At 50.5% G+C, this 14,388-nt stretch carries 7 protein-coding genes; 1 reads left to right on the forward strand and 6 read right to left on the reverse strand.

The annotated features are described in order from the left end of the window. Positions 1 to 312: 312 nt before the first annotated feature. The 6 genes from C233_RS0118000 to C233_RS0118025 all read right to left on the reverse strand — a co-directional run bounded on the left by C233_RS0118000 (position 313) and on the right by C233_RS0118025 (position 13,088). Positions 313 to 1,266, reverse strand: coding sequence for a tRNA-dihydrouridine synthase family protein (locus C233_RS0118000; protein ID WP_018668926.1), 954 nt, complete (start codon positions 1,264 to 1,266; stop codon positions 313 to 315). A 24-nt stretch (positions 1,267 to 1,290) separates the two neighbouring features. Further along, positions 1,291 to 2,418 carry a glycoside hydrolase family protein gene (locus C233_RS0118005; RefSeq protein ID WP_025069092.1) on the reverse strand — a complete coding sequence of 376 codons (1,128 nt, stop codon included), beginning with the start codon at positions 2,416 to 2,418 and terminating at the stop codon, positions 1,291 to 1,293. Positions 2,419 to 2,553: 135 nt separating this feature from the next. Then, positions 2,554 to 4,059, reverse strand: coding sequence for a RagB/SusD family nutrient uptake outer membrane protein (locus C233_RS0118010; RefSeq protein ID WP_018668928.1), 1,506 nt, complete (start codon positions 4,057 to 4,059; stop codon positions 2,554 to 2,556). Between the two features lie 27 nt (positions 4,060 to 4,086). Then, positions 4,087 to 7,179 (reverse strand): SusC/RagA family TonB-linked outer membrane protein, encoded by a 3,093-nt coding sequence (locus C233_RS0118015; RefSeq protein WP_026314915.1) that lies wholly within the window; start codon positions 7,177 to 7,179, stop codon positions 4,087 to 4,089. A gap of 168 nt (positions 7,180 to 7,347) precedes the next feature. After that, positions 7,348 to 8,907: a sulfatase family protein gene (locus tag C233_RS0118020; protein ID WP_018668930.1), complete on the reverse strand. Its 1,560-nt coding sequence runs from the start codon at positions 8,905 to 8,907 to the stop codon at positions 7,348 to 7,350. Positions 8,908 to 9,020: 113 nt separating this feature from the next. Continuing rightward, positions 9,021 to 13,088, reverse strand: a complete 4,068-nt coding sequence (locus C233_RS0118025; protein WP_018668931.1) for a hybrid sensor histidine kinase/response regulator transcription factor — start codon at positions 13,086 to 13,088, stop codon at positions 9,021 to 9,023. A gap of 188 nt (positions 13,089 to 13,276) precedes the next feature. Between C233_RS0118025 and C233_RS0118030 the strand changes: the two genes are divergently transcribed. Next, positions 13,277 to 14,359, forward strand: a complete 1,083-nt coding sequence (locus tag C233_RS0118030) for a phosphotransferase enzyme family protein (protein ID WP_018668932.1) — start codon at positions 13,277 to 13,279, stop codon at positions 14,357 to 14,359. Positions 14,360 to 14,388 lie beyond the last annotated feature (29 nt).

Consider the following 14,388-nt stretch of genomic DNA (forward strand, 5'->3'; position numbering starts at 1 on the left):
GGGAATTTCCCCCGTTTTGGCCTTCAAACCTTATTTGCGGGGGAATACCTAAAGATACAAAAAAGCCAGCTAATTCGCAATATTTTGTGTATGAATTAGTTGGCTGATTTTATATTATTTACTGAATGTCCCAGTTTATAGGATATTTCCTGGTTTGCAGTTTTATTTTGAGACGGCCTTTTCTTTATTAGAGTGCCTTTTCTGTTTTGGTATCTTTTCTGTTTGAGTGTCTTTTCTGTTTTGGCGTCTTTTCTTTTTGAGCATCTTTGCTGCATTGATGCCTTTTCTGTTTCGGCAATTAAGGGTATTGTCTTATCGGTGCGGAGAGAGCAGTTCGTTTACCGCTGCCAGATAATTGGTTAGTTTGGCGGTTTTGTGTATGGTTTTCTTTGCCTTGCGGTTACCTTCGGGTAGCAGGTACTCCCAAAAGCTTTTCATTTTCATCAGTAACTGCGTTTCGCCGCCTTGCAGTTGTTCTTCGTAGCTATTGTACACATCTGTATGCAGTTGCCTTACTTTTTCTGCCATTTCATCGGCAGATAGCCGCTTCCCTTGCCGGTATTCCCATGCCAGTGCCGGGTTGGCGAGCAGGCCGCGCCCTATGACGATTCCCGCCAACTTGGGGAAACGTACGGCGATAGCTTGTATGTCTTCTGTTGTGTGCAGGTCTCCATTGTAGAACAAAGGTTTGTCGCATCTGTTATAAAAAGCCTCGAACCCGTCTAAATCGACCTCACCCTTGTATTGCTGTTTCCCTAAGCGGGGGTGCAGGATGATGTGGGATAGGGGGAGTGCATTGAGCAGCGGTAGGAGTGCGAGGCATTCGTCCGCATTCTCCCAGCCTAATCTGAGCTTGACGGAGAAGCGGAACCGGGGGTATTTTTCTGTTGCGGCAATTAGCAGTTCTTTTACTTCTTCGGGGTACGGCAACATCCCGGCGCCGTTGTGCCGTTTGGCCAGCATGGGGAAGGGGCAACCCAGGTTGATATCGGCTTCCCGGTAGTTATATCCGCTGAAAAGGGACATTATCTGTTCCAGCTTGTCCGGGTGCGGCGCAATGAGCTGGGGAATCAGGTGTACTCCCCGGTTGTTCTCCGGGTTTATATCGCGTGCGTCTTTACGGCGGATTTCACCGTGTTCCACACGTACGAAGGGAGAATAATAGGTATCTACGCCGCCGAAGATGCGGGCATGCGCCTGCCGGTAAGCTGCGTCTGTGTAGCCTTGAAGCGGAGCGAAATGAATGGGTAGCAGGTTTTCGTTCATGGCGGCAAAGATACGCTTTTATTCCTAATCTTTTATAGGAATAACCATATTCCAGGAGTGCGATGCATTTTCGAACCCGCCGGGACCGTCCATGGTGGCGAAAAAGATGTAAGCGGGTTTACCGTTCTCGAAAAGGATGAAAGGACGCTCCAATTGTCCTTGCATCTCTACTTTTCCGTCCTCCCATTCCACGCTGCGCGAGTAGGCTTTCGGGTCTTTATCTACGCTCCATTGGATGCCATTGGGGGAGTGCGCCATGACGCCGCCGCCTTGCTCGCCCGTGAATTTGGCTACATGGTCTTTGAAGATGATATGATAGCCGTCGGCATCTTTCCAGAGAAAAGGGTCTTCGGCTTCACCCTGTCCGTTTACTTCGAAGATAGGGCGGTCGTCGTTCAATACCTGGTAAGGGCCTTCTATATTGGGAGCATAAGCTATTCCGAGGCTCATGGCCGAGTGCCGGTAGCCGTCGATATAATGCCGTCCTTTGAAAATCATCATTACCGAGCCGTCTTCCTGGAGGATAGGAGAAGGGTTGGAGGTAAGGAAGCTGTAAAAAGTACCGGGTTTGGTCTTTAGGATAGGTTCATCGAGGCGTTTCCACGGCCCGTAAGGGGAGTCGGCAACTGCCAGTCCGATACGCTTATTGGCACGGGCAACGGTGCACCAGGGGCTGTCTAAAGTGAGCTGGTTGTACTCCGGTTCGGCGAACGGGTGTGTGGAACCCATGTAGATGAGGTAATACCGGCCGTTTTGTTTCAGTATGCGCGGGTTATGCGTGGAACGTCCGTCCCAGTACTGCGCCCCGCGTGCAGGGAGTGCTACATCGCTGAAACGGTAGGGCCCTTGCGGTACGTCGGATACGGCATGTACTATTTCCGAAGCTACCATCCACCCGGGATGAAACGGCAGGGTTTTGGGAAAGCGGGATACGAACATATGGTATTTGCCGTCGTCGCCTTTTACCACCGAGCTACCCCAGACCCAGTAACCCTCGGATTCGAAGGCCGGTATGCGGGGCGCTTTACCCAAATGGTGAAAGAGGGAGTTGCCGGACTTTTGTTTCAGCTCCACTAAGTTTTCTATTTTCTGTGCGGATGCCGTTATGTATATAAATACGCTGCAAAGAAGGAATAAGCTATATCTTTTCATGGGTATGTTATTAAAGAGGATGAAGTTAAAGAAAGAGAGAAGAGTCTCTCGACTCTTCCCTCCCGAACATGTTAAATTGATTAAGGTCTAAAAGATTTATTGATAATATAAATAAGGTTAGAAGTTTTGTGGTAATTAGTATCCTGCATTGTTTGTCCAACCGGCAAGGTCTATTTGCTGGTAAGGTACAGGGAAATAATAATGATGATTCGTGTTGAAAAGAGAAGCATCCCATTCTTCGGCACGTACGTCTTTTACTTTCTCCAGACGTACCAGCTCGAACCAGCGTTTCATCTCGGCGAAGAACTCCCAGCCGCGTTCGTTGGAAACATCTTTCAGGAATTCAGTCGGGTCGGTGGTAGTGGTCAGTGATAATCCTTTGTCCTGATAACCGGCACGTATCTGCACTTTCTTGATAGCATCCAAAGCAGCTGCATTGACCGTATTGGTTGCACGTGTAGAAGCTTCGGCGTACATCAGGAGTACTTCTGCATAACGGTAGATACAGGTTATACCGTTTGCCTGTGCACTTTTACCGGGGTCGCCTTCGTCGTAATCGTAGTACTTGGAGATAGCGGGCAGTTTATCGGCACTTTGGGTATAAGGAATGACGTCTCCGCTTTTTACTTTCCATTTCGTCATGTAGTTATGCTCTTTGCGTGCATCGTCAGGATACGCCAGGAAGAAATCCTCGTCACCGTAATAGTCGGCCCAGCCGGCATTGGGAGCATAATCGCTCGGATAGTAGGACTTACCGTAGTTACTTGCTAATTTATGCTTCGAGCTGTGTTGCAGGGCAAACATCACTTCATTGGTCTGGGACTTGTTAGCTTCTTTCCATAAGTCGGAATACTTCGTTGTCAGGCTCAGGCCGGCTCCATTGGCATTGTCTATGATGTCTTGGGCTTCGGCGGCTGCCAGGCCGTAGTATTCAGTCCCTTTGTTCAGCGGCCATCCTGCCATTGTCATATAGACATCTGCCAGGCATGCTTTTGCCGCCCATTTGGAAGGAGTGGAGTTACCGCTACGTCCTTGGTTGGGCAGCCATTCGGCGGCAGTCTTGAGGCTGGGAACGATAGCCTTGTCGTAGATTTCGGAAACGGCTGTTCTCGGCATGGTAATGATTGCTTCGTCATCTTCCAGCAACAAAGGTACGTCACCGTACAGGCGGACTAGGTAGAAATAAGAAAGGCCGCGCATGAAATAAGCTTCGCCCAATATCTCCTTGAATGCTTTAGCCTCTTCTTCGTCTGTCGGAATCGTTGTTCCTTTGATAATCTTGTTGGAACTGCTGATAACCTTGTAGAACAGAGTCCAGGTAGTCGAGAAATCGGCGTCGTTGGCTGTGAGGTTAGGCGTCAGCCTGCCGTAATAAGCCAGTTCGTTGTTGGCTTTGGCGGCACGGTAGGTGATGTCGTCCGCACACACGTTGAGGCGCTGCAACCGGCTGTTGAATCCGTAATTGCCTTGCCATAAGTCGTTGTAAAGAGCATCGGCCGCTTTCTGGAGGCTCTGTTGGTCTATTGCGCTCCAATAATCTTCTTCTGTGATAAATGATTCGGGTTCTTGTGTAAGGTCTACGCAAGAGGTCGTCAGTAATAAGCTGCCGGCAATTGCTGTTAAGTATATTAATTTCTTCATATTGTTCTTATTTAAGTAGGTTAGTCATTAGAATGAGAAATTCAGACCGATTAAGTAGTTGCGGCTGTTAGGATAGGAACCCCAGTCGACACCCTGTACCAAAGGACTGCCCATGGTAGCTTCCGGGTCCAGGCCGGAGTAGCTGGTGATGTGGAACGGGTTTTGTACGGAAGCATATACACGCAGGTTGTTGATGCCCAGTGAGCGGCAAGTCGTTTCCGGGAGTGTATAACCTAAGGTGATGCTCTTCATCTTGATGAAGCTGCCGTTTTCAACGAAGCGTGTGCTGAAGAAATCCTTGTTTTCCGTTCCGCCCTTAACGAAGCCCGGTATATCGGTATTGGTATTGGTCGGTGTCCAGCGGTTCAGCAGTTCGCGCATGGGAGTTACACCGGCCACCTGCTGGCTCTTAATCAGGTTGTATCCCATTTGGTGGGTGGCGTTGTAAATGTCGAACCCGTGGAAACCTACTACGAAGAACGAGAAATCGAAATTCTTGTAGTTGAACGTATTGTTCCAGCCCCAGTTGAATGTCGGCTGTCCGCAACCGATGATTCCCTGGTCGGAGTCGTTGTATACACCGTCCTTATTGACATCCACATACTTGGAGTTACCGGGTTTTACTTTGTATACATCGCCGTTGGTCTTGCCGTTGGTCTGTCCGTTGGCATCCACGAAAGGAGCGTTCACTTCGTCTTCCTGCCATACGCCTGCAAATGTATATCCCCAGAACGAACCTAATTTCTCTCCTTCAATCATCTGGAATATCTGGTTCTGGTAGTTTCCGGCCTGCTGCTGACGGTGGTTGGCTGTCGGAATCTTGTTGAACGTACCCTTGTTGTGAGACAAAGTCAGGTCGGTATGCCAGTTGAATTCCTTACCGGTGAGAGGGTCTGCGCTGATAGTGAATTCAACACCGGTGTTCTTGATTTCGCCGGCATTGTCGAGGATAGAAGTGTAACCCATGTGAGAGGGGCGTGCCACTTCCAGCAAGATATCCTTGGACAATTTGCTGTACCAGTCTGCGGTCAGGCGTACACGGCCGTTGAGAATTCCGAAATCGACTCCCACGTTGAACTGGTCGTTGCGTTCCCATTTAAGGAAAGAAGCTGCCGGACGGTCTATCTGATAAGCTGTAGAAGATGTTCCGCCTGCATTCGTAATAGTCACCGGCGCCATTTTGGAGTAAATACGATAAGCCTCCACAGCCTGGTTTCCTACGGAACCGTAACCCAGACGGAGCTTCAACTGGTCGATAAAGCTGTTATCTTTCAGGAAGTTTTCCTGCTTCAAATCCCATGCCAATGCAGCGGAAGGGAAATAGCTCCATTTGTCTTTCAGGCGTGAAGAACCGTCGGCGCGGATAGAAGCGGTAAGCATGTAGCGGTTCATGAATACGTAGTTAACGCGCAACATACCCGACATCAGGGTGTTGATTGTACGGTCGGATGCGATAGCCGCAAGGTCCGAAGCAGACCATGCCAGGTTATTGATGCCTATCATATCGATATAGTCCAGGTTGTAGGCTGTACCGGTATGGTTGTAGTCGTTGTCGTACGATTGTTCGAACACTGCCGTAGCATTGATACGGTGGTTTTCGTTGAATTCCTTCACATAGCTCAAGGTATTGGTGTTCAGCCAGGAAGTATTCCAATAGCTGCGTACCTGCCCTTGCGTCAGGCTGTTCTTATAAGAATAGTAGCTCTGCTCGTTTTCTACCGATGTATTCAGCCGGTTGTCGAAAAGTACGCCCAACTGGGAACGGAAGCTCAACCCGTCTATGATGTCGAACTGAACATAACCCTGTATGCGGTTGTTGATAGTCTTGTTGGAGTTGTCGGATTCCCAGATATAACCCATTGGGTTGTACGTTTTGCCGCCGTCGAAGAAGTTGTTGTTGTATTCTCCTTCCTCGTTTTTAGGCTCGATAGTATTCGGGAAATACATACTTTGCTGTATCAGACCGTCGTACTCGCTGATACGCGGTTTGCTCGTTTCGCGGTAGTGGCCGTACATGTTCAAACCCGCTTTCAGCCATTTCTTGATTTTGGTATCTACTTTTAAGCGCCAGCTATAGATTTTGCTGCTCGATTCCTTGATGATACCCTGGTCGTCCTGGTAGCGGAGCGATGCGAGGAAAGTAGTCCTTTCACCACCGCCGGCAATGGAAAGCTCGTAGTTCTGGGTCACAGCCGGGCTGCGGAAGATTTCCTTCGAGTAGTCGAAACCTGCCTTGCCGGATTTGAAAGCCGCCAACTGTTCCGGGCTGTAGAAATGGTTGTCGCCATAGCCGAAGTACTCCTTACCGTAGTCATTAACCAAGTTGGCATATTCGTACGGAGAGAGGTTGTCGGGATACTTGGCAACAGTCTTGATGTTGGCAAAAGCATTGAAAGACACGGTCAGCTTGTCCTTCTCGGGATTCTTGGTAGTTACCAGGATAACGCCGTTAGCACCGCGCGAACCGTATACCGCCGTTGCGGAGGCATCCTTCAACACCTCTATGGAGGCGATATCCGCGGGGTTCAATGACTGGAGCGAACCGCCGATGAAACCGTCGATTACAACCAGCGGACCCGTTTCTGCCGTGATAGAGTTGATACCGCGGACACGGATTGTATTGTCGCCGCTCGGGTCACCGGAACCGGAGAGTACGGATACACCGGCCATACGTCCCTGCAAGGCATCCGATACATTACCCGTCGGAGTGCTTTTCAAGGCATCCGCAGTCTTTACGGAAGCCACCGCACCCGTCAGGTCGCTCTTACGCTGAACACCGTAACCTACCACTACGACTTCCTGCAGCAACTGGGTATCTTCGCTCAGCTTTACATTGATTCTGGTTTTTCCGGCTACTGCCACTTTCTGCGTCTGGTAACCGATGTACGAGAATACGAGGGTGGCGTTGGGAGGAACGTTCGGAAGGTTGTAATTTCCGTCGATGTCCGTGATACATCCGTTACTGGTTCCCTCTACCTGTATGGAAGCACCGATAACCGGACCTAAGTTGTCGCTTACCGTACCTGTCACTGTGATATTCTGCGCATTTGCCCCAACAGCAAATAAAACAAAAAGTAACATGATACCTAATGTCTTTGATAGATTAGATTTCTGTTTCATAAATATTAATTTAATTTGGTTATTGAAAAAGGTTGCTTTTAATTAGATTATCTGAATCATAGTTAAAATCACTCCACAAAAATATAGGATGTCCGGGGTGGAAATGTCCGTTAATTGTCCGCAAATAATCCGATTTTGTACATTATCTGCGGACAATGCCGGTACACGTTATTCCCTATTCTGCTGGTTCTTTGCGCTTTTCACTTCTTCCAGCAGGGCAGACAACATTTTTACCTTATCCGGATGCGCTTCGGCCACATTCTCTTTCTCCGACGGGTCTACAGACAAGTTGTAAAGCTGGGGTTTAGGATTGTTACCCATTTCCGTTTTGGTCCAGTATTCCAGGGCGGGCTTGTCGCTCGGTTCGATGTATTTCCAGTTGTTCTGGATGATAGACAAAGTATTGTTCAGGTTCTGCTGTACCACGTAACCGCATCCGGCAGTATCCGTACCGAGGAAATTGTTGAGCTGGTCGCGGCTGTCGGGGGCTACGCCTGCGGGGAGCTCGTGGTTCAGCAAGGCTGCCAGCGAAGCATATACATCAATCATCGAGAACAAAGCCTGCTGCTTGCCCGGCTTGATACCCGCCGGCCAGCGGACGATGAACGGAATGCGCGTTCCCGCCTCGAATGCACTGTACTTGCCGCCACGGTAATGCTTCATCGGCGTATGCCCGTTCAGCAGCTCGCGTGCCTGGTCTTGGTAACCGTCGTCGATAACCGGACCGTTGTCGCTGCAAAATACGAAGATAGTATTATCGGCGATGTTCAGGCTGTCGAGCGTATGCATAATCTCGCCCACAGTCCAGTCCAGTTGCAGGATAACATCTCCGCGCGGGCCTAAGCCGCTCTTGCCTGCGAAGCGCGGATGCGGAACGCGCGGCACATGGATGTCCTGCGTACCCATATATAGGAAGAAAGGCTCGTCCTGGTGCGAGATGATAAAATCCTTTGCCTTTCCGGTTATGACATCCGCGATATCCTCATCTACCCAGAGGGCGGATTTGCCGCCGGTCATCCAGCCGATGCGGGGAATACCGTTGATAATGGTATTGTTATGCCCCTGGCTGGGCTTCATCTTCACCAATTCGGGATTTTCCAGTCCGGTAGGCCAGTCGCCCACCTTATGGTCGTAATTGACGGTGATAGGGTCGTTGGGGTCGAGCCCTACCACATGGCCGTTCTCTACGAATACACAAGGAACACGGTCTACGGTAGCGGGGATGATGAACTCATAGTTGAAGCCGATATCCTGCGTATTCGGCCTGATTTCGCGGTTGAAATCCGTTCCGCCCTTAGGACCCAGCCCCAGATGCCATTTGCCGATAGCACCGGTATAATAACCCTCCGCCTTGAACATATCCGCCATGGTTACGCAGGCAGTGTCGATAATCAGTTCGGAGTTACCCGGCGCGATGCCCGTATTTTCCTGCCTCCAGGGATACATACCCGTCAGCAGACCGAAGCGGGAAGGAGTACTGGTAGAAGAAGTGGCATAAGCGTTGGTAAACTGCATACCCTGACCGGCCAGGCGGTCGATATTCGGAGTACTTATTTTGGTGGCGCCGTAACAGCTAAGGTCGCCGATACCCAAGTCGTCGGATATAAGATAGATTACATTCGGTTTCTGCGGTCGGTCGTTCCGCGCCTCCTGCTTGGAAGCATTGCTACACCCTATCAGAAGTACCGCACTCGGAAGGTAAGGTAAAAGGTTGGATAAATGTTTCATAGTCTTTGGACTTTAAAGTTCGATTACTGCGCCCAAAGATATGCGCTATCTTTTACTTCGTGTGTATAAAGGAGTACACACGGAGAGATAAAACGTACAAAAACGCATACTTCCTACTTCCCGTCTTTTTCCTCCTCGTCCTTATCCGAGTCCTCCCCCTTGCGGTAGGCGAGCGGGCTCACATGGTAAATATCCTTGAAGCACTTGCTGAAATAGCGCGACGAGCTGAATCCTATCTTGTCGGAGATTTCCGTGATGTTCAGCTCGGGATTGTTGCGCAACATCAGGGCGCCCTTCTTCAGGCGGATAGTCAGAATGAAATCGTTCGGCGTCTGCCCGGTGATAGCCTTCAGCTTAGTGAACAGGTTGGTGCGCGCCATAGCCATTTCCCTGGCAAAGACATTGACGTTGAACTCCGTATCGTCCAGATGCTGCTCGATGATAGCCATGGCACGGTCTAATATATCCTTGTCAATCGGGTTGGTGGCAAGCATCTGCGCGGCCGTTTGCGGCTGTTTGCTGAACTTCTCCTGCAAGAGAATGCGCGAGTTCACCAAGTTGTTGCAGCGGGATATCAGCAGGCTCGTATTGAACGGTTTGGTGATATAATCGTCCGCACCAATGCGCAGCCCCTCGATATTCAGCTCGATAGCGGTACGCGCCGTCAGCAACACTACGGGGATGTGGCACGTATTGAAATCGGTCTTTATGAGCTTGCACAACTCCGTTCCCGACATCTTGGGCATCACCACGTCGCTAACCACGATGCACGGCATCTCGCTGCGCACCAGCTCCCAGCCCTCCTCTCCGTTGGCGGCGGTCAGCACATGATAGAAAGGCCTGAATATATTGGCAAGCATCTCCCGGATAGAGTCGCTGTCCTCCACAATCAGCATCTTGGCATCCGGTATGCGCTTGATAGGAGCATTCTCCTCCAGCTCCGTTTTCAGGAAAGCATCCGTTTCCGGCTTGGGAATTTCTACCTGGTGTACGGAGTCCGGGCTACGGCTTATCTGCTCCTCGGAGAACAACCCGTTGCCCAGATGCAGCGTAACGATGAAACTCGTCCCCTTGCCGAGCTCGCTTTCTACGCGGATAGTGCCGTGATGCAGCTCTACGATACCTTTAGTCAGTGCCAGTCCGATGCCCGTTCCGGTTTTGTTCGCGGCGGCGGAACCCACAGGGTCTATCTGGTAGAAACGGTCGAATATCTTGTCTATTTCCTTTGCGTCGATGCCGCTTCCCGTATCTTTCACGCGGATTACCACGCAGTCGCCCTCCTTCTTCACGCCCAGCGTAATAGTGTCCTCCTCCTCCGTATGCTTGATAGCGTTAGACAAAAGATTGTTAACCACCTTCTGCATCTGCTTCTGGTCGTACCACACCTCCAGCTCGTCGCACCCCTTCTCGAAGTTGAAGTTGATACGCTTGGAGCTGGCATACTCGAGGAACAGTAAGTAATTCTCGTACAGGAAATTCACGATGTTGTGCGGGCTGACCTTAATCTTCATATGCCCTTGTTCCTGCTTGCGGAAGTCGAGCAGCTCGGTAATCAGCTCGCGCAGTTGGATACTGTTCTTGTAAATGCTCAGAATCTTGTTGTAGACGGCAGGAGTGAAGTTCTGCAAGTGCAGCAACGTTTCCACCTGCGCCACGATAAGAGTCAGCGGCGTGCGGAACTCGTGCGATATGTTGGTAAAGAAACGCAGCTTGGACTGGTTGAGCGCCTCCACATCCCGGATATGCTTCTGCTCGTACTTTAAAGACTCGCGCAGCTTGATTCTCGATTTGTAAGTACGCACCAGATACCACAGCAGCACACCCGTTATAACGATATATATAAGGTAAGCAAGCATCGTCTTGTAATACGGCGGCAGCACATGAATGGTAAGATGCACCTGCGGGCAGAGGCTTTCGTCCTTTCCCTCCGGCTTGATAAGCAGGTTGTAAGTGCCGGCATTCAGGTTAGTGTAAGTAATGGTATGTAACCCCCGCGTATTAGTCCACTCGCTGGAGAACCCCTCCAGTTTGTAGATAATCTCGTCTTTGTTGGCAGGAATATAGTTGGAAGTGGCGAACTCGATGCTGAACATATTCTGGTCTGCATCGAGCGTTATCTCGCCGGTGTGGCACAAAGAACGTTGCAGGATGCCGGTCTCATCTCCCACATGTATCTCCTGCCCGTTCACGATAAGGCGCGAAAGGATAATCTTATAAGGCTTCGGAGTAAAGTTCAGCTCCATTTCGTGGAAAGAAATCATGCCCTGCACACCACCCAGGAAAATTTCGCCGTCGCGGGTTACGCAGAGCGCATTCTCGTTGACAGCCGTCAGCGGGAAACCGTTCTCGGTGCTGTAATTCTTGAAATTCCTGTTCCGGTAGTCGAAGATAGAGAACCCCTCGTTGGTGATAAGCAGCAACTTGCCGCTGGTGGGAGACTCCTGCGTTTCGTAGATACAGTCGCTGGCAAGCCCGTTCTTCTCCTTGTCGAAATTCTCGAAGTCGTTGCTTGCCGGGCGGTACAAGTCCAGACCACTGCCCGAGGTAGAGAACCAAAGATTACCCTTGCTGTCCTGCGTTATATTATTTATATTGTTGTTGCTCAGACTGTTCGGGTTGGCAGGGTCGTGGCGGTAGTTCGTCAGCTTGCCGGTATCGAAACGGTAACTGAACACCCCCTCCCCGGTAGCGGCAATCCATAGCGTACCTTCCGAGTCGAACACAACGTCCGCCACCATTTTTATGGACTTCCCCTCCTTGCTATCCTTGAAAAGCTGCCGGCACTTCCCGTCGGCAGGGTCGAAAAGGCATACCCCGTTCTGCGTCGCTATAATCAGGCGGTTCCCGTAGGGAGTGATGTCGCGGATGATATCCGACGGGAGCGTCTGCGGGTCGTCCTCCTTCATACGGTAATGGGTGAAGCGCCCCGACCGTATATCCAGTTTGTTGAGCCCGCCCAGGTGAGTGCCTATCCATATAATCTCCTTGCCCGCATCGTAATAAAGCGCCTTCACATTGTTGTGCGAGATGCTGTTGCGCCCTTCCTGGGGGCGATACCACTTGAACTCGCGCGTGCGGCGGTTGTAGTAATTCAGTCCGCCGCCTTCAGTCCCTATCCACAGATTACCGTCCTTGTCCTCGATTGTACGCCCTACCACCGGGTTGCTCAACCCCTCCTTCTCGTTCGAAGAATAAGAATAACGGGTGTAAATCTCGTACTCCGGATTGAAGTAGTTTACACCGCCGAAGTAAGTCCCCAGCCAGAGCGTACCCTGGTTGTCCTTCACGATGCACCAGATAGAAGAGTGGGTAAGACCCTCGGCCTGGATGTCGTTGGCGGTATGGTTCTGGAACAAGCCGGTAGTCTTGTTGTAGCGGTTCAGCCCGTTGAAAGTACCTATCCAGATGTTGCCCAGATTGTCCTCACAGCAAGCCCTGACGAAGTTCGAGGAGAGGCTGTGCGGATTTTTCGCATCGTACCTGAGGTTCTCGATTACCCCGTCCGCCTTTACCCGGAATAAACCCTCCTCCCAGCTTCCTATCCACAGCTCGCCCTCGCTGTCCCGGTAGAAGCTGGTGATGTTACCCTTCCGGATAGGATGCGCAAGCTCCTCCCGGGCGATGTCCAGGCGGTACACCCCGTCGGTGGTAGTGCCCAGCCACAGATAACCCTTGTCGATATGCATGCAGGATATTTCCAGGTTGTCGCCCGGCAACTGGTGATAGAGGTCGAAGTTACCCGTGTCCTCGTTGTAGCGGTACACCTCGTTCTTTTTTCCGATGAAAAGGCCGTTATTGTAATAAATACTGCTGATATTGCCTTGCAGCAAAGTAGTGAACTTCTGGGTGGTGAGGTCGAACTCGGCAACCCCCTCGGTGCAGAGCAGGTAAATCTTCCCGTCGTGGTTACCCGCGATGCGCAGCACCGTATTGCAGAAAAGGCTGTTAGGGTCATTCTTCCGGAATTTGTAAGTCTTTATGTCCTCGCCGTTGTAGCGGTTCAGCCCTTCGCGCGTGCCAATCCACAATATGCCGTTTTCATCGATGTATAAGCTGTTTACGGAGAACTGCGATAGTCCGTCCTCAGTGGTAAGATGATTGAAGGTTATGTTTTGTCCATGCACATTTGCGAAAGCCGCGCCCGCTAAAATGAAGAATAATCTGATGATGAGCTTCTGCACTTTGAGTTGTTTTTTAAGGTTTCAGTTACAAATATATAAATATTTTGCACAAAGCTTCTTATTTATCATTCGGATTTTGCGGTTATGTCTGCTTAAATGTATATTTTTGGATGTTCGTCGAACAATAATAAACTCATTGTATGCGATAAAGAACGTATATTTGTATCATAATCAATCTATTTATTATCATGAAAGACCTTTTATCTATCGTATCTCATTTTCAATTAGAGGGGACCGTTCAAGCAATCAAGGCCTTAGGTTCCGGGCTTATCAACGACACGTATAAAGTAGACACACTCGAGGCCGACGCCCCCGACTACGTATTGCAACGCATCAACCACGCCATTTTCCGGGATGTGGAGATGTTGCAGGCGAATATCGACGCCGTAACCTCCCACATCCGTAAGAAACTGGAAGAAAAAGGCGAGCAGGACATCGGGCGCAAGGTGCTCCATTTCCTTCCCGCCGACAACGGGAAAACCTATTGGTTTGACGGCGATAACTACTGGCGCGTCATGCTGTTCATTCCCAATGCCAAGACATACGAAACGGTAAACCCCGAATATTCATACTACGCCGGCGTAGCCTTCGGCAATTTCCAGGCGATGCTTGCCGATATCCCCGATAAGCTGGGCGAAACGATTCCCGATTTCCACAACATGGAGTTCCGCTTGAAACAGCTCCGCGAGGCGGTGGATGCCGATGCCGCAGGGCGTGTGGAGGAAGTCCGCTATTTCCTGGATGAGATAGAACGGCGTGCCGATGAAATGTGCAAGGCGGAACGCCTGCACCGCGAAGGCAAGCTACCCAAGCGCGTATGCCATTGCGATACGAAAGTCAACAATATGATGTTCGACGAAAACGGCAATGTGCTTTGCGTCATCGACCTCGATACGGTGATGCCCAGCTTCGTATTCTCGGACTTCGGAGACTTCCTGCGCTCGGGAGCCAACACCGGGCTGGAAGATGATAAGGAACTTGCCAATGTAAATTTCGACATGGAAATATTCAAGGCATTCACGAAAGGCTACCTGGAATCGGCGAAGTCGTTCCTGCTGCCCGTGGAAATAGAGAACCTGCCTTATGCCGCCGCCCTCTTCCCCTACATGCAGTGCGTGCGCTTCCTTGCCGACTACATCAACGGCGATACCTATTATAAAATTCAGTATCCGGAACACAACCTGGTACGCACGAAGGCGCAGTTCAAGCTGCTGCAAAGCGTAGAGGAGCACACTCCGGAAATGCGGGAATTCATAGCTTCATGTATCTGATACAACGGTGTATAACAGCGATAACGGCA

This window comes from Bacteroides gallinarum DSM 18171 = JCM 13658 (assembly GCF_000374365.1).
In the GTDB taxonomy this organism is placed as follows: Bacteria; Bacteroidota; Bacteroidia; order Bacteroidales; family Bacteroidaceae; genus Bacteroides; species Bacteroides gallinarum.